This window comes from Pedobacter sp. L105, assembly GCF_009765875.1.
Taxonomy (GTDB): Bacteria; Bacteroidota; Bacteroidia; order Sphingobacteriales; family Sphingobacteriaceae; genus Pedobacter.
In genome coordinates this window covers 1-19010 of record NZ_LMUP01000003.1, presented here as the reverse complement: position 1 = coordinate 19010, position 19010 = coordinate 1, and the positions used below count along the sequence as shown (strand labels likewise).

Annotated in this window: 11 protein-coding genes and 1 tRNA gene; 5 read left to right on the top strand and 7 right to left on the bottom strand. The window is 41.9% G+C overall.

Going from position 1 to position 19010, the window contains the following annotated elements; translation table 11 throughout:
* Positions 1–20: 20 nt before the first annotated feature.
* Genes GSQ84_RS04515 through GSQ84_RS28330 form a run of 7 tightly spaced genes read right to left on the bottom strand, consistent with a single transcriptional unit; the run spans position 21 to position 7688 of the window.
* Complete coding sequence (locus GSQ84_RS04515) at positions 21–1775, bottom strand: ATP-binding protein (RefSeq protein ID WP_158796078.1); 1755 nt, start codon at positions 1773–1775, stop codon at positions 21–23.
* 50 nt (positions 1776–1825) lie between these two features.
* Positions 1826–2953 carry a sensor protein KdpD gene (locus GSQ84_RS04510; protein ID WP_254070781.1) on the bottom strand — a complete coding sequence of 376 codons (1128 nt, stop codon included), beginning with the start codon at positions 2951–2953 and terminating at the stop codon, positions 1826–1828.
* Between the two features lie 17 nt (positions 2954–2970).
* On the bottom strand, positions 2971–3225 hold the full coding sequence (locus tag GSQ84_RS04505; protein WP_158796076.1) for a hypothetical protein: 255 nt from the start codon (positions 3223–3225) through the stop codon (positions 2971–2973).
* Positions 3226–3265: 40 nt separating this feature from the next.
* The gene (gene kdpC, locus GSQ84_RS04500; RefSeq protein WP_158796075.1) at positions 3266–3832 is read right to left on the bottom strand and encodes a potassium-transporting ATPase subunit KdpC; all 567 of its coding nucleotides are present in this window, start codon (positions 3830–3832) and stop codon (positions 3266–3268) included.
* 11 nt (positions 3833–3843) lie between these two features.
* The gene (kdpB, locus tag GSQ84_RS04495; RefSeq protein ID WP_158796074.1) at positions 3844–5874 is read right to left on the bottom strand and encodes a potassium-transporting ATPase subunit KdpB; all 2031 of its coding nucleotides are present in this window, start codon (positions 5872–5874) and stop codon (positions 3844–3846) included.
* Between the two features lie 8 nt (positions 5875–5882).
* A complete protein-coding gene (kdpA, locus tag GSQ84_RS04490; RefSeq protein WP_158796073.1) occupies positions 5883–7601 on the bottom strand; it encodes a potassium-transporting ATPase subunit KdpA in 1719 nt (572 codons plus the stop codon).
* 9 nt (positions 7602–7610) lie between these two features.
* Positions 7611–7688, bottom strand: coding sequence for a potassium-transporting ATPase subunit F (locus GSQ84_RS28330; protein WP_158796196.1), 78 nt, complete (start codon positions 7686–7688; stop codon positions 7611–7613).
* A 502-nt stretch (positions 7689–8190) separates the two neighbouring features.
* Here GSQ84_RS28330 and GSQ84_RS04480 point away from each other — a divergent pair.
* From GSQ84_RS04480 to GSQ84_RS04460, 5 genes are all read left to right on the top strand, one after another.
* A tRNA-Pro gene (locus GSQ84_RS04480) sits at positions 8191–8264 on the top strand.
* Between the two features lie 310 nt (positions 8265–8574).
* Positions 8575–8856 (top strand): Arm DNA-binding domain-containing protein, encoded by a 282-nt coding sequence (locus GSQ84_RS04475; RefSeq protein WP_158796072.1) that lies wholly within the window; start codon positions 8575–8577, stop codon positions 8854–8856.
* A complete protein-coding gene (locus GSQ84_RS04470) occupies positions 8834–9400 on the top strand; it encodes a transposase (protein ID WP_158796071.1) in 567 nt (188 codons plus the stop codon). Before GSQ84_RS04475 ends, GSQ84_RS04470 begins: the two co-directional genes overlap by 23 nt.
* 440 nt (positions 9401–9840) lie before the next feature.
* Positions 9841–14055 carry a hypothetical protein gene (locus GSQ84_RS04465; RefSeq protein ID WP_158796070.1) on the top strand — a complete coding sequence of 1405 codons (4215 nt, stop codon included), beginning with the start codon at positions 9841–9843 and terminating at the stop codon, positions 14053–14055.
* Positions 14056–14121: 66 nt separating this feature from the next.
* Positions 14122–19010 (top strand): DUF6443 domain-containing protein (locus tag GSQ84_RS04460; RefSeq protein WP_254070780.1); only part of this gene is annotated, 4889 nt, incomplete at its 3' end.

Genomic DNA, 19010 nt, shown 5'->3' with positions numbered 1-19010 from the left:
TCCAGTAGGGTTATAACTCATTAGTCAACCGCAGGAAGGAAGAAACAGAACCTGCTTCCTTCTCCTATTTCACTTTCTACCCAGATTTTTCCGTTTTCTGCTTCAATAAAATCTTTAGAAATGGCCAGCCCCAATCCAGAGCCAGATTTATTGTTTCCATCTGTCGGCACCTGAAAATACCGGTCGAACAAACGCTGCTGGTATTGCTCATCGATGCCTTTACCATAGTCCCGTACAGAAAATTCGATGCCTTTACCCTTTTCCTCTATCAGGATTTGAACTTTAGATTTTTCTGCACTATAACGTAACGCATTGGACAAAAAGTTAATCAGCACCCAGGCTGTTTTTTCTACATCTGCATTGACCTTGGAAAGCTCATCTCCTAAAAGAAGTTCAAGTTCTATATTTCTCTGGTTGGCCTGAAAGCGCACAGCATTCAGCGCATAATTAACAATCTCTGATGGATCGGCCTTAACGAAATTCAGCTGCAGATTACCTGTTTCTACCTGCGCCAAATCAAGCAGTTCACTGGTGATCTTTAACAGACGACTGCAATCATCTTTAATGTGCGCCACCAGTTGTTTTTGCTCAGGGTTCATCATTCCGATACGTTCATCGTCCATCAGCTTCAGGCTCATTTTTATGGAAGAGATAGGTGTTTTTAATTCATGGGAAACGGTAGCTATAAAATTGGTTTTAGCTTCATCCAGCTCTTTAAATTGGGTAATGTTATTCAGGATATAAACAGTTCCTGCAGTTCTGCCTGTTTGCTGGATTACCGGTGCTACAGCTTCCTCAAAAACAGTGACAACGATCTCTCTTTTCTGCAACTGGAAGTAAGACTCCTTATGATCAGCATAAATCTTAATGGGCTGCTGGTTTCCTTCATTTTTCATGATCCTGGTCAGCAGGTCATTCTTTTTCATCAATACGCGCACGTCCATGCCTATTACTTGTCCCTCGTTCAGGTTCAGGATCTGTGCCGCAACCTTGTTCATAAAAAGCACCTCCTGCTTTTCGTTTAGACCAATGATCGCATCCTGCATCTGCTCAATAATTGCTTCAATGCGTAATTTCTCGGATTGAATTTTTGCAAGGTTGCTATTTTCCCATCTATCCAGCTGCGTAACCATCTCATTAAAAGATTTCGCCAGTTCGGAAAATTCATCTGTACCCGTAAAGTGCAAACGCTGTTTGTAATTCTTGCGTCCAATTTCCTGAATGGCTTCAGAGAACTCTCTTAACGGGTTGGCCACAAAACCCGGGAAATTAACTACAAAAGAGAACAGTACCAGAAAACAGAAGGAGGCTGCCGTCACCAGATATAAACTTGCTTTTTCTACGGCCGCCTGTGCCGCGGCATTTTTCCGCACAATGGCATCCATATTCAGCCGATCAATGATCATTAACTGGGTTCTTATTCCAGCTATGGCCAGCTTCCGCTGTTCGGCAGGGATATTCGGATCAGTCATGACCTGAAATGCATCTGTTAAGGTTTTTACCGCCTGCGCTTCTCCCCTTTCCGTAATATTATGCTGTTCCAGCACCAGGTTCTTTTTGAAGAGCGCAACTGACTCTCCGGGTAAAGGGAGATCATGCTGATCGAGGATAGACCGCATATCCCTGGTATAACTAAGGGTCTCATAGTTGTCCTTCAAAATTACCTTTGCACTTACAGAGATTTTATCCATGTAATACAATGAAATGGAACCGAACAACAGTACCACCACGAACAGGAATCCGAATCCGAGGCGGAGTTTAGTTTTTATCTTCATTTGGCGTAATTCTATTATTATTTTATACTTTGATACATCCTATTCTTCTTTTAAGACAGGATAACCAAATCAATTTCCGTTTCTGAGATATTCCTCAGCAGCTCATTAAAAACAGGAGTCCTCATGATCACCTGAAAAAGGTTCAAATGAGGTTTGCCCATGCATATCGTTGTTATATCTTTCTCTTGTGCAATGCGGATAATGGTCTTCGTTATCTCATTGCTTTTTACTTTAATCACTTCAGCCCCTAATTCTGTAGCCAGTTTAAAATTGTTGATCAGGTGACGCTGTAAATCTAGCTTAATCCTGTCACTACTTTCATTTGTATTCTGCACATATAAGACCATCCAGGGAGAGCGATAGTAGGAAGCGAGCCTGGCGGTTTTCCTGATCACAATTTTAGCCGTTACACTATTGGTAGAGATACAAGCCATAAAACGTTCCGGCCTTAATTTAATCTGTTTTGGAATCTCTATGTTTATTTTTCTTTCTACATAATGGGCTACTTCTTTCAATGCGAGTTCGCGCAACTGTAAAATACGTTCCGGCTGGAAGAAATTCCCTAAAGCTGTGGCGATCTTCGATTGGTCGTATATCTTTCCGGCCTTTAAACGGTCAATCAATTCATCAGCTGTTAAATCTATGTTCACAATTTCATCGGCCATATCCAGCACCTTATCAGGTATCCTTTCCGTGATCGGGATACCTGTAATTTCTTCGATCTCCTCATTCATACTTTCGAGGTGCTGAATGTTCACGGCTGAGATGACGCTGATCCCGGCGTCCAGAATATCCATTACATCCTGCCAGCGTTTGGTATTCTTGCTTCCTTCAATATTGGAATGTGCCAGCTCATCAACAATAACCACTTCCGGGTTTCTGCTTACTATGGCCTGTACATCCATCTCTTCCATTTCCTTCCCTTTGTAAAATAACTTACGACGGGGAATAAATGGAATGCCTGCTAAAAGTGCATGCGTTTCCTCACGGTTATGTGTTTCCACATAACCTATACGGATATCAATACTGTTTTTCATCAGCGCATGCGCTTCCTGCAGCATACGGTATGTTTTACCCACCCCGGCACTCATCCCGATATAGACTTTAAACTTACCGCGACGGGATTTCTTTACCAGTTCAATAAACTGACTAACCGACTGTTCATTTTCCTTTTCCAAAATAAGATCAGCTTTGCTTACCATTTGATGATCACATATCCTTGTTGCACTAAATAAAACACGCTGGAAATAAAGATCATTCCCATCAAAAATAGCAGTATAAATTTAACAGAATGATTGCGGGAATCAGCATGGGCGACATGCTTATCTTTTGGTCGGTGTATTTTAAAGTTTTGCTGTCGACGTTTTGTATTGGGTTTATACCTGACACATAAAAAACCTACTGTAAATGTTAAAATTGCCGTTATCAAAATCTCTAAAAACGTTTCCATTTCCTTTAATTTAAAGCCGGGCTATTCACCCGGCCGTTCGTTATTTTTTTAAATCGTCCAGCGCTAAATTCAATTCCAGCACATTTACTGATGAAGGACCAAAAAGACCTAAGAAAGGGTCTTTTGTAGCTTTTTTGACCAGATCAGCTACCGTTTTTTCATCCAGTTTCCTATAGGCGGCTACCCTTTTAACCTGCATCGCTGCTCCTTCCTTAGAAATATCAGGATCTAACCCACTCCCGGAAGCAGTTACCATATCAGCCGGGATATTTGAACGCTTCAGGTAAGGGTGATATTTGAGCAGGCTATCTATCCTGCCGTTTACTTCTTTCAGGTAATCCGGGTTCGATGGCCCTCTGTTCGAGCCTGCGGAAGCATCGGCCTTATAACCTACTCCGGAAGGCCTGCCCCAGAAGTATTGCGGTTTAGTAAATGACTGGCCTAAGAGCGCATAACCTACAACCTGACCATTTCTAATGATCTTTTCACCACCACCATTACCTTTGGAAAACTTTCCTGCAAAGGCAACAAACACAGGATATATCACGCATAACAGCACCAATAAAACTGCAGTAAGACGCAGGGACTGTAAAATGTACTTTTTCATAATTTCTATTTTTAAACGAATAACCCAACCAGTAAATCAATCAGTTTGATCCCTATAAAAGGTGCGATCACACCACCTAAACCATAGATCAGTAAATTCCTGCGCAGCAGTGCACTTGCCCCAATGGGTTTGTAAGCCACACCTTTCAGGGCTAGCGGGATCAGTATCGGGATGATGATGGCATTAAAAATAACTGCCGACATAATTGCACTTTCCGGACTGTGCAGGCCCATAATATTGAGACTCTGCAAGGCAGGGATCGATGCAATAAACAGAGCCGGCACAATGGCAAAATATTTAGCCACATCGTTGGCGATAGAAAAGGTAGTCAGCGTGCCACGGGTAATCAGCAGTTGTTTACCGATCTCCACAATTTCTATTAGTTTAGTCGGGTCATTATCCAGGTCGACCATATTCCCTGCTTCTTTTGCCGCTTGTGTACCACTGTTCATGGCTACGCCTACATCGGCCTGTGCCAGTGCCGGGGCATCATTTGTACCGTCGCCCATCATGGCAACCAGTTTACCCAGTGCCTGCTCTTCCTTGATATAGTTCATCTTATCCAAAGGTGTTGCCTCAGCAATAAAATCATCTACACCGGCTTTATCGGCAATAAATTTGGCGGTTAAAGGATTATCTCCGGTCACCATTACCGTCTTTACCCCCATTTTACGCAGGCGGTCGAAACGCTCGCTGATACCAGGTTTAATGATATCCTGTAACTCTATTACACCAAGGGCTTTTTCATTTTCAGCAACTACTAAGGGCGTTCCGCCATTGGAGGCAATCCTTTTTACTGCTGTTTCAATATCCTGCGGAAAGACATTTCCTGCCTTCACCACCATATTACGGATCGAATCAAAGGCTCCTTTGCGGATGCGTTTACCATCTGGTGTATCTATTCCGCTTGCCCTGGTTTCTGCAGTAAACTTGATGAATTGTGCCCCGTCAGGTGTGGAAGGCAAAGCAAAACTATCATTTGCTGTAGCCAGTTCAATGATTGATTTACCTTCCGGCGTTTCATCCGCTAGCGAACTCAATACACAGGCATTGACAAAGATCTTTTCGTCCACTTCTGAGGTTGGATAAAAATGGGTTGCTTTACGGTTTCCGATAGTAATGGTACCTGTTTTATCCAGCAATAACACATCAATATCACCGGCAGTTTCTACCGCTTTCCCCGATTTGGTGATCACATTTGCACGCAGGGCACGATCCATTCCCGCAATCCCGATGGCAGATAATAAACCGCCGATAGTAGTAGGAATCAAACAGACGAAAAGGGAAATCAGTGCAGCAATAGTAATAGGCGTATTTGCATAATCTGCGAAAGGTTTAAGCGTTACGCAGACAATGATAAATACCAGTGTAAAACTGGCGAGCAGAATAGTTAATGCAATTTCATTTGGCGTTTTCTGACGGGAAGCACCTTCTACCAAAGCGATCATTTTATCCAGAAAACTTTCTCCTGGTTCTGTGCTGACCATCACTTTGATTTCATCGGATAATACTTTAGTACCACCTGTTACGGATGATTTATCACCACCAGATTCCCTGATCACGGGAGCAGACTCTCCTGTAATGGCCGATTCATCAATAGTGGCTATCCCCTGAATGATCTCCCCATCTGTAGGAATGGTATCACCAGCCTCACAGAAGAAAACGTCTCCTTTTTTCAGCTGGCTGGATGAGCGCATTTCAATAGCGCCATTTTCAAGGATTAACTTTGCAGGGGTTTCTTCCCGTGTTTTCCGTAAACTATCGGCCTGCGCTTTACCCCTTGCTTCGGCAATTGCCTCGGCAAAGTTCGCAAACAATACCGTTAAGAGCAGGATTAAAAAGATAAAGAAGTTGTAGACAGGTGATCCCTGGCCGGTATGGCTAAAAGAATAAACAGTTACAAAGCCCATTACAATGGTGCCTACTTCAACGGTAAACATCACCGGGTTGCGTACCATTACCCGCGGGTCGAGTTTGATAAACGATTCCTTTATGGCGGTCTGCATTAAAGCAGGTTCAAATAATTTATTAGAAGACTTCATGAGATGATCTATTTAATCAGGGTAAAATATTCTGCCAGCGGGCCAAGGGCCAGGGCAGGGAAATAAGAAAGGGCATTGAGCACCAGGATCACGGCAAAGGTCATCAGACTGAAAGTCAATGTATCTGGTTTTAAGGTACCCGCTGATTCAGGGATATATTTTTTAGCGCCCAATAAACCAGCGATGGCTATTGGCCCAATGATCGGCAGGAACCTTCCCAGGAAAATCACTATTCCAGTAGATACATTCCAGAAGACGTTGTTATCACCCAAACCTTCAAAGCCAGAACCATTGTTTGCATTGGAGGAAGTCATTTCATATAACATTTCAGAGAAACCGTGGAAACCGGGATTATTTAACCAGGTTTTCGGCTGCACTGCCCAGGCTGCATTTCCATGAGTTGTAAAAACGAAGCTTGCCATAGCCGTACCAACAAGAATTAAGAAAGGGCTCAGCAAGGTAATGATTGCCGCAATTTTGATCTCCCTTGCTTCTACTTTGTGGCCCAGAAATTCTGGTGTACGTCCAACCATTAAACCAGAGATAAACACTGCAATGATGAGATAGATGAAGTAGTTCAGGATTCCCACGCCGCAACCACCAAAGAAGGCGTTGATCATCATACCCAATAACTGCCACATACCTGTTAAAGGCATGGTACTATCGTGCATACTATCCACAGAACCTGTAGAAATAATCGTTGTCACTGTACTCCAGTAAGCAGAAATCGCGGGCCCGAACCTCACCTCCTTACCTTCCATCGCACCAGATAACTGAGAAACGCCCATTTTTGCAATCGCGGAATTCCCCCCCAGCTCACTGCTAACAGTAGGGATCAATAAGAGGAACATCCCAATGGTCATTACACCAAATATCATCCAGGCTAATTTTCTGCGCCTGATAAATACACCGAAGGCAATTACCATCGCTATAGGGATAATCACCTGTGCAATCAGTTCTACTGAATTTGTAAAGTAAGACGGGTTTTCCAAAGGGTGTGCGGAGTTAGCACCAAACCATCCACCACCATTTGTACCTATATGTTTAATGGCAATAAAACCAGCAGCAGGGCCCCTGGATACATGTACTGTATCACCTTGTAAAGAGATAAACTGATCTTTTCCTTCGTAACTTGTAGGCGTACCCGAAAAGGCAAGGACTAACGCCATGATTATAGAAAGAGGCAATAATAACCTGGTGATGGCTTTGATAAAGAATTCCCAGAAGTTACCCAGGCTGGTAACAGTTTTATCCCTGAAAGCTTTAAAGAAAACAATCGCAGCAGCAATACCAGTGGCAGCACTTGTAAACTGAAGAAACATAAATACAAAGTGCTGTGTAAAATAAGAAACGCCACTTTCACCTGAGTAATGCTGCAGGTTACAGTTGGCTACGAAACTGATAACGGTGTTAAAAGCCAGATCTGGTGTCATCGCAGGATTACCATCAGGATTAAGCGGCAGTTTATCCTGGGTAATTAAGATCACAAAACCATAAACAAGCCACACCAGGTTAATGGTAAGCAAAGCTTTCATATGCTGCTTCCAGTTCATTTGCTCTTTGGGGTTTATACCCGAAAGTTTGTAGATTCCCGATTCAATGGGTTTCAGGAAGTCTGTCCAGACTTTCTCTCCGGCGAATACCTTCGCGAGATATTTACCTAAAGGAATAGCGATCACCAGCGTTAGCAGGTAAGTAGCAACAATTCCAAATAATTCAGTGTTCATAGCTTTTAATTAAAATTTTTCCGGTTTAATCAGCACGTAAATCATATAAATGAATACTGCGATGGCAACAATAAATAATGCGATCATATTTTTAGATTTTTTCGAACCAGTCGATTGATTTGTAAACGACCCATATCAGGATCAGGAGGGCAACAAAAAGTATTATCATCATGGCTGTAATTTTAATGGCTATTGCCAATCACCATACCAAATGAATAAAATCATTCACAATAATCTATATATCAATTGATTAGATTTAATATTTAGCATTAAATCTTTTTTTTAACACAAGAAACCCTTCCGTTTTGGAAGGGTTTTTATCGTTATGAAAATTCTATTAAAAGACAGTCCTAATCATCTTTAAATGATGAATTGAGACAGAGAAATGACTCCTTCTAAAATTATTCTACTTGAAAAGCAAGGCATTAACAATTTTACGGCACTTTATTAATTAGACATAATGAAAATGTCATCAGTTTCCTTACCTTTGTCCCACACCAAATCAGAAAGATCGGTAGGATCTGAAAATTTGGCCTCTGCAAAACCGCAGACCTTTCGCAAGAAGGAAATAAAAGGTGATACCATTTTTCGGGGTGTAGCGTAGCCCGGTATCGCGCCTGCTTTGGGAGCAGGAGGTCGTAGGTTCGAATCCTGCCACCCCGACACAAACAGTGCTAATAAGCACCGAAACCCCTTAAAATCAACGATTTAAGGGGTTTTTTGTTTTATTTCAATCCAATCGGTTCAGACAAATGCAAGGAAAATGAGACCTATTCGGTTACCCATTTTTATTTCTTACGTTTGAGTCACCAAAATCTTAATAACTTATTGATATTCAAATGATTAATTGATTAATTTTGACCTGTTTTGCACTGGTTTATTGCCTGATTTTTTAATCATCAGGTGCCCCTTTTATCTAACCCAATGCAAATCCGGTCAAATGATGCTTTTGAAACAGTTAAAAGATTTACATATGAAAACAGCAAGCAACACCTTCGGAGTACCATTTTACCTAAAAAAACAGAAAGCCACGCAAGCAGGCAAGCCCCCTATTTACGCCCGTATTACTGTTAATAGCAAGCGTATTGAAATCTCCGTTAAATGTTCCATTGAAGAAAATAAATGGAATCCAGTAAAAGGTATGGTAAGAGGAAGCAGGCAAGAGATTAGTTCGTATTATCTGAAATTGATAGTGCTTCTTTGCTATCGTAAAAATAATTCTATTTATCTACATGGAAATACCTGCAAAATCTAGCAAAATGCACATTGGCAGAAAGGTTAGTGGTATTCGAGAAATCAGAGGGATTAAACAGGAGTATTTAGCTACTGAACTTGGTTTAAACCATGGCAACGAAAAGCAAGAAATTATTCCTGCCATCAATGCTGTCCCGGTTGAACCGGGTACCATCAAAATAGCAGTAGCAGATAGTGGCTATTATAGCGAATCGAATGTGATTAAAGCTCAGGGACTTGGTCTGGAACCTATTGTTTGTCCTAATGCAGAGGAAGATGAACACAGTTTCCTGGAAAATCACCTAGGCAAGGCAGCACCAGCAAACACCGCTGTGAACGTAAAAGGAAAAATGACCGAGCGCCTGAAAACGGATCAGGGAAGAGAGATTTATAAGAAAAGGAAACAAATTGTTGAACCGGTTTTTGGGATTATTAAGAAAGTACTGGGCTTTAGGCGATTTTTACTTAGAGGGGAACAGCAAACCAATAATGAATCGTTGATGATATGCAGTGCCTATAATTTAAAAAGAATGTTTAATTTAAAATTAACAGGGCTTCGTTACTGACTGTAATATAAATAGGCAATATTATGAGCAGGACTAACTACACTAGATATTTTTACTGTTCCGTTCATATCAAATAACGGAACAGTAATTTCTTAACGGTGATTCATAATTCAAAAATCCTCTTCCTGAGTTGCTTAAATTAAGATTAGACAATCAAGTCCGACAGGCTCCTAGAATGGTTCTGTTTAAAATTTAACAGGAGTATTCTTAGTATTTGTATCTTATTATGATATATATTTTTTTCTGTTTTTTAAATATTGTTTTTCATTATTATGATTGATTTTATCAGTATTTATTTATTAAAAATAAAAAAACTTTTATTTCTAATAAATAAATACTATGTTTATTTTTAATTAACAAAGTATATAACGCGCCTCTCAACAACTGCTATTGTGTTCTTGATTTGTGATCTTGTCTGAAGGTGATTTTATCTTAAAATCATGATGAAAAATGAAGACATTGTTTCTACAGAAACAACGTTCGTAGCTTTAAAATTGCAACTCTTTGGACTTTATTCGTTCATCGTAAAAAACACCGCTATACTTATTTTTTTACTGGTCATGTCCGGTTTAAAAAGTTTCGCACAGGTTCCGGTACCCGGTGTTACCTTACCCTTTCCAAATCTGCCATCAGCTAACGCTATGGCCTTAGGGACTTATGGTACTTACCCAATCTCCTATACCAATGGAACACCTGGTATTTCAATCCCATTGTATGAAATTAAAACGCCCAAAATGTCTCTTCCTATTAGCCTTAGCTACCATGCCAATGGAATTAAGGTGCATGAGCAGGCAACCACAACAGGATTAGGATGGACTTTAAATGCAGGCGGCGCCATTACACGTCAAATCAATGATCTGCCAGATTTTGATCCCAATGGTTATAAACATAAAGTAGTGGTAAAAGGTGCTCATGCCAGTCCGGAATTAAGTACTAGTCCGGCGAATTTAGATTCTATGAATGATGAGCAGCGTTATTATTACGGGCGGCTTTCTATGGCACCCACCCAGAGTGGTGTGCAAAAATATGACGGGCAGCCGGACGACTTCTTTTTTAACTTTAAGGGTAAAAGCGGAAAGTTTATTTTAAGAAATACAGTAGATTCTTCCCTTGCAGCTAGTTTTACAACTATACCTTACTCTCCGCTAAAAATACAGTACACTGAGCTTAATGGTAGCAGCGGAGATAGTTTTGTGATCCATGATACAGACGGGATGGCCTATGTATTTGGCAGGTCGGTAAAAGACAATAGTGCAGCGACAGAAACCTCACATACCCTCACTACATCAGCTAATAATTATATGGATCAGTCAGGTCATCTGGTTGGTTATACTTCAGCTTCAGAAACCGGGACAAATGTAACCGCCTGGTATTTAACAGAAATGATATCTGCAGATCTTACAGATACAATTTATTTTAAATATGCCAGTCAATATAATGCTAGTAACATATCCAATTACCTGGCTAAAAGTACTAATATGTATTACTCTCAAAGTGCATACGGCGGCGTTTTCAAATCACCAACAAGTAACACTTCACAATCTACTGCTACTACAAATAATATTAACTTATCGGAGATTGATTTTAAAAATGGAAAAGTAGTATTTGAATACAGCAGTCGTCTAGACAGAGGCACCTTCAGATTAACAAGGATCAGGATCTATCAGTCCAAAGCAGGCCAGTTTAAAGAACTGAAGCGGCTAAACATGAACCAGTCTTATTTTACTTCCAATATGACCGCATCGCAAATTCTTGTCGGTACCGGAGATAGTACATTGAGCAGACGGCTGCGGCTAGATCAAATCACAGAAGAAGGTATCAATCCAGATGGTACAAGTGTTTCTAACCCACCTTATAATTTCACGTATAACACATATCAAAACACTGGTCAAATTGCCTATTTAGGAGAATATGGCCAGGATTTCTGGGGGTACTGGAATGGTAAAGCAAATACAGATCTCATTATCTCCAATCCAATAGGCACATCTTCCAGTCGGGTCCCGGATTCTACCAGGCTGATTGCCGGTACGATAAAAAGTATTCAATATCCTGTAGGCGGATCAACTGAATTTCAGTTTGAGCCTAATCAGACTACCAGAAATTACAATACCAGTGACAGTACCTTTCAATCTTATCATTTATCTACTATAGGTTTATATAATTCTACCTCTACCGATCAAACCTTTACTGCAAGCCAAACCATACAGGCCAATCTGCAGCTTTCCATTACCAGTGGGTGTAGCAGTAACTGCCTGCAAAATTTGCCACAGGTATATATCTATGATATTACCAGTGGTAGTCCTGGTACCTACGTCTCCTTTTTAGGGTCATCGGGAACACCGGCATTACCTTATTCCAGCTTTGCATCAGTTAGTCTGATTGCCGGACACAATTATCATTTTTATTTTCCCAGTCCGGGTACCGGTACCCAGACACCCATATACCATATGGAAGCTACGCTTTCACATGCCGGTCTGCTCAGTGTGGTCAGCACCCCGCATTCAGACCTGGTCCTTACCGGGGGGCTGCGGGTAAAGCGGGTGATTAACAGAGATATTAATAATACTGTTTTAACCACCAAGCGGTATAATTATAAATTGCCTTATTACGTATCCGGAATTTTTACCGGGGACTTTAGTAGTGCAGGGCAAGGTTATACTTTTTTAAAGTACCAATTACCCTTTGGAAGCTGGCAATATAGTTATAGCCCTATTTTGCTTCCTTATGTGCAAAATTACACGGAGAATTTCACCATTTCTATGGCTGGTGCCTCTGACGGTTCTCTGGCCTATAAGGAAGTAGAAGAATACCAGGATGATCAAAACGGTAATTCAACCGGAAAAATAGTTTATGATTTTAACCAGTCCAAAGATGATTCTACAAGCACCTTCTCCTATGTAAGGATAAATAATTCGTGGAGACGGAATCAATTGCTCGAACAGAGAACGTATAAAGGTACAGGCAGTACTTTTACGCTGATTAAGGATGTTCAAAACACCTATGCAGATCTTTTCCCCGCCTTACAAGATACTACACTCACATTTACCGTTAACCGTCTTTACAGCTGGGATGACTTTAAGCCTATGGCAGCGGGATTACCCAATTATTCAGCATCATCAATTGATAAAAGAGAGTTTGATGGCATGATCAATGGGCCCGAAATATGGAATGGGAACACTTACCATGTCTCATTAATCGGCCAAATCAATTATCGCAATGCTTTAACAAGTACTTTAACTACAGAATATGATTTAAATGGTGCAAGTCCAACCAGCTCGCAGACCAATTACTTCTATGAAAATGCAGGCCATTTAATGCTCACCAGAACTGAAACCATCAAAAGTAATTTAGACAAAGCGATAGAGAGAATCGTTTATACTACAGATTATCCATTAGATGCCTGTAATTCTCCTGCCAGCTACCTGGCTACTTTAAAATCTACAATTGCCAGTTTAAAGACCACTTTTGATGCGCAGTCTTTGCCTATTTACAATCAATGGATTGGAGATGTTTTTAGAAGATGGGGCATTTTGGGGAGTTGCCTGGCCCAGGGGAATACAGGCGGTTCAGATTATAGTGCCTGTATTGCTGGTAAAAACTATAGCCTGAATGATGCCACAATGATTAGTTTATACAATCAGTACGGCACCCTAAAGTCGTCATACAGATCTGCAGTTGCTGCGGCAGTTAACACCTATAACCAAGGTTTAACATCTTATGCCAATTGCTACAATAACCAGTTTTCCTCTGCAGTTGATTCTGTAAAAGCATTGCTAATAATGCAGCAGAATAATCAGATCATACCAGTTGAAGTAGATGGAACCTTAGCAGATCATATTTCAGGAACGGAATACATGACCTCTGTGCACAAAGCAGTATTCAAAACCTTAGGTAATACTACACAGATGGGAAAAACATTTTCGGGTTTTTTTACAAGCGGTGTACCATATAGTACTTACACAGGTCAGCCAAATACTTACCTGGTTAGTAAAATGAATTACGATAATTACAATACCTCAGGAAACCTGATTTCCTACCATCAAACTGCCGGTCCGCAAGAATCCTTCATTTGGGGTTACAATCAGCAATACCCAATAGCTGAGATCAAGAATGCACTTTCTTCCCAAATAGCTTACACCGGATTTGAAGATGGGATAACCAGCTCTGGTAACTGGAACTTTGCAAGTGCAGGTATAAATACAACGGCGGTTACTTCAACGCTTACGGTGCATTCTGGAACTGCAATTTACAGCATAGGCTCTGGTAGTGTTACCTGTAGCATGCCTGCAGGTACATACATTATATCTTACTGGGCAAGCGGAGCACTTGCCGTAAACGGTATAGCACCTGTTATAGCAGGCAACACAGATAATAACGGCTGGCATTATTATGAACATCAATTAACACTAACCGGGCAAACAACGGTTACTGTAAGCGGTACCAGCGGACTCTTACTAGATGATTTAAGATTGTACCCGGCAACCGCTCAAATGTTATCATACACTTATGATCCACTAATCGGGATAACCAGTGCTGCTGATGAAAAGGGAAATAGTACCCATTATGAATATGATGGCTTGCAACGGTTAATGAATACCCGTGATAAAGACAAGAATATCGTTAAGCACCTAAGTTACCATTATCAAGGCCAATAAATACTTATCTATAGCCGCTATTACCGTAGTAAAATGTTCAAGAAATAACGCTTCATTATCAATCATATGACTCTCAAAGAATACTTACTTTTAAGCTATTTAAGAACAGCTGCGCTTTTTTTTAAAAGCATTTACCTGGTTATTATCGGTCTGCTTTTATTGGTAATTCAAGTTAAGGCACAAAGTGCTGATACTACATCTTCTGTTAAAGCAAAAGGACTAGTCACCAATGTTGCAGCGGCCCTTCCCGGAAGGCCTGGAAATGTTACAGGTCCTACAGTCATTCCTAAGGGGACGGCTACTTCTACTTATACCGTAACGGCGTCTAGCGGCGCTACAAGTTATAACTGGACGATTTCTCCTACTTCTGCTGGCACTATCACTCAATCTGGTGCAACAGCAACTGTTCACTGGACTGCTACCTATACCGGAAGTGTAAATATCAATTGTTCTGCAGTAAACTCCTCCGGATCAACAGATGCGGTTGGTTTAACGGCTTCTGTAGTTCCACCCACCACTACTATTTATCCTGGTGCAATCTCTCCGGCAACTCAGACCGTTAATTACAACAGTATTGTAGGTACGCTTACCTCTGCAGTAGCTACGGGTGGTAATGGAACATTTGCCTACCAATGGGAAAGTTCGCCAAATTCTAGTACCTGGACCCCTATTTCAGGAGCTACCGGTTTAACCTGTAGCCTTACTGTGCTTGGCAGTACCATGTACTACCATGTGGTAGTTACCAGTGGTGGTCTAACTGCTACTAGTGGTGTAGCTACTGTAAATGTTTTAACTCCGGTAGCCGGAGGAAGCATTAATCCTTCCACCCAATCTATTAATTATAACACTACAGCAACTTTAACGGCTGCTGCGGCAACTGGCGGTGGTGGTAATTATACTTATCAATGGACGAGCGGAACAGATGGTATTAATTTTACAAATATTACCGGAGCCACATCCTTAAGTTACACGAGTGCAGCATTAACTGCCAATACTTATTTTCGTCTAATATCGAGCAGCGGAAGTTCTACCGGAACCAGTTCAGCTTACGTAACTGTTTATCCTTTATTGGTTTCCGGTAGTATTACCCCGGTTAGCCAGACGATAAACAATGGTGCTACCGCAGCTACTTTGACGGCATCGGCGGCTACCGGAGGGAGTGGCGTATATTCTTACCAATGGCAAATTTTAAGTGGTGGAACCTGGTCTAATATTTCGGGTGCTACGGCTTTAAGTTATGCACCCGGAGCATTAAGTGCAACTTCTTCTTATCATCTAATATCAACCAGTAACGGAGTAAACGTAACCAGTGGTACTGCCACAGTCTCAATTTATCCCCCGGTAGTTGCAGGTACGGTTAGCCCTGTAACCCAGTCCATCAATTATGGCACAGCTGGCACTGCAATAGCCTCTGCTGCAGCTACCGGTGGTAATGGCATATATACGTATCAATGGCAAAGTTCCCCCGATGCCAGTAACTGGAGTAGTATTTCTGGTGCAAACGCATTAAGTTACAGTCCGCCTGCTCAAACTTCAGTAGCCTATTATCATCTTATTTCTACGAGTAACGGCATCAGTACAACGGGTGCAACAGCTACAGTAAATGTTTATCCTCTGTTGACTACTGGTACAGTTACAGGCGCGCAGACGATAAATAATGGGTCAACTGCTGTTGTCATAAACGGAACGGCCGCAACCGGGGGTAATGGCACATATACCTACCAATGGCAACAATCAGTTGGGGGTGGGGCGATGACAAATATTTCCGGTGCACAAACACTAATTTGTTCTCCGGGTGCCTTAACTACTACAACTGCCTACCAGCTCATATCTACCAGTAATGGAGTAAGTGTAGTAAGTAATGTGATCACAATTTCAGTTTATTCCGTGCTGGTGTCAGGTACAATCAGTGCAAATCAAGCGATTAATAACAATGCAACCGCAACACTTACTGGTAATACACCAACTGGAGGGAGCGGAGTCTATAGTTATCAATGGCAAAGTTCAGTTGGTGCCAATCCATTTGCCAATATTTCCGGAGCTACAGGGATTAGTTATACCACGCCCACCCTTACCACTACAACTTCTTATCATTTGGTTTCAACCAGTAATGGTGTAAGTGTAACCAGTGCAACATCAACAGTTACTGTTTATCCTCAGCTGGTTCCAGGAACAGTGACCCCTTCTTTACAAAATGTTAATTATAATACTTCCGGGGTGGTTATTACTTCCCTGGCAGCAACCGGCGGTAACGGTATTTATAGCTATCAATGGCAAATTTCATCTGACGGTACAAACTGGAATAATATCAGTGGTGCGATGTCGCTAACTACTTCCAGCGCAAGCCTTACTGCAAATACGTATTACCATCTTATTTCTACCAGTAATGGCGTAAGTGTAACCGGGCCAACATCAGTGATCAATGTATATACTCCACTGACAGCAGGGGTTATATCTCCAATGTATCCTAATATTAATTATAATACGGGTATCACCCTAACTGCAACTGCTCCGACAGGAGGTGGAGGTGTTTATACTTACCAATGGACCAGTGGAACAGATGGTATGAACTTTTCAAATATTTTAGGAGCCAATGCACTGGTATATGCTACCCCATTATTAACCACTACCACTTATTACCGTTTAGTTTCCTCTACCAGCAGTACTGTAAATGTGATCAGCTCAGCTACTGTAAATGTATACCCGCTATTAGTTTCGGGAACGGTTAGCTCTACCAGCCAAAATATAAACTATGGGGCTACAGCTGGTGCAATTACTTCAACAACTCCAACCGGAGGCACTGGTACCTATACGTATCAATGGCAAAGCCTTGTAAGCAGCACCTGGACAAATGTTGCAGGAGCTAACGCTATCACCTTTTCTCCAGGTGCATTAACAGCTACTGCATCTTACCATTTGGTTGCCAGTAGTAATGGCGTTAGTGTAACAAGTAATACAGTTCCAATTACTGTTTACCCGCAGCTGGTTGCAGGTGCGCTAACTACAGGAAGTCAAACCATTAATTACGGAACTATACCGGCTATACTAACTGCTGTAGTGCCAACAGGCGGTAACGGTACTTATAGTTACCAATGGCAAAGTTTAATAGGGAGCACCTGGACCAATATTTCTGGAGCTAATGCTATAACCTATTCGACTGCTGCATTAACTGCCAGCACCTCTTATCGCTTGGTATTTACCAGTAACGGTGTTAGCGTAAATAGCACAACTGCAATCATCACTGTTTATCCGAAATTTTTTGCCGGTGCTATTACACCAGGTAATCAAACCATTAATTATGGTACAACGCCTGCTGTACTCGTATCGGCGCTACCAATAGGTGGTAGTGGAACCTATGCCTACCAATGGCAGAGCCTGGTATCTGGTGTGTGGACCAATATTTCTGGGGCAACAGTTATCAGCTATGCACCTGCGGCACTAACTGCTACCACTTCCTACCGTCTGATTTCGACGAGTAACGAAGTAATTGTAAACAGTGCGACGGTGATTATAACCGTGTACCCGCAACTGGTTTATGGCGCAGTAAGCGGGAATCAGACTATTGTTGCCGGTGCTACCGCTACCCAACTAACGGCTGTTCCACCAACCGGTGGAAACGGCAGTTATACCTACCAGTGGCAAAGTTATGTGGTAGGTGGTGCTGCGGTCAACATTAGTGGTGCCACTAGTTTAACCTATAGCCCTGGTGCAGTTGCAGTGACTACTGGTTATCATGTGGTTTTTACCAGTAACGGGGTGAGTGTGACCAGTAACAGTGTGACCATTACGGTGACCGCTGCGCCACCACTGGTAGCAGGGGCGATCAGTCCATCCAGTTACAGTATCCTTCCAGGTTCAAGTCCGGGTACTTTAAGCCCCGGCAGTCCTACAGGCGGCAGCGGGATATATACATATCAGTGGCGCAACTCTCCGGACGGATCTACCTGGGCCAGTGTGACTACAGCAGGTACCAGCTTAACTTATATGGTCCCTAACCTGCAGACCACTACTTATTACCAGTTGCAGGTGAGCAGCAATAGCGTGGTTGCAACTACAAATACTGTGATGGTAACTGTTACAGATTGCCCAGTGTATGCTACAGCAGCTACAGCAAGCCAAAACTACATCATGACTTACACGCCTAAAAATGCTGGTTATTCTGCTACAGCAACCGGTTATAGTCCCTGTGATGTAATGGAAACTCTGCAATATATGGATGGTATAGGCCGCCGGTTGCAATTGGTTCAGGTAAAGGGCTCACCCTTAAAAAAAGACATTGTACAGCCCTTTGCCTATGACGCTTTTGGCAGGGAGACTACTAAATTTCTTTCTTATGCGTACCAGGGTACCAGTGATGGGAGTTATAAAGCAGATGCTTTGGGCACCGGCACTACCAGTCAGTCTGGCTTTTACAAAAGCCCACAAACACCAACAGGCGTAACTTCTATGTTAAGTCCATATTCGGTTACGGCTTTAGAGGCTTCTCCATTAAACAGGCTAACTGAGCAGGGTGCTTCTGGAGATGCCTGGCAATTAACCGGTACTACGGGTTTAACTGTTACAGCAGGGCATACCATACGAGTTGCTTATACTTCGAATAATTTGACCGCATTTACAGATACCGCTAACAGCAGGATGGCTGTGCTTTACAAAGCAGTAAACAATGCAGGTGTACTGGCACTGAAAATAGGTAATGGAACTTCCAACTATTACAATACCGGCCAGCTCTCTGTTACGGTAACCAGAAATGAAAACCTGTCTGCTACCGGCAGAGGTGGTACCACAGAAGAATATAAAAATATGGAAGGGCAGGTTGTGCTTCAACGGACTTTCAATTATACTGCCTCATCTGCTATACTTCAAATGTTATCCACCTATTACGTATATGATGACCTGGGTAATATTGCCTTTGTGCTGCCTCCGGGAGCAAATCCTGATGGTGGATCTGTTACACA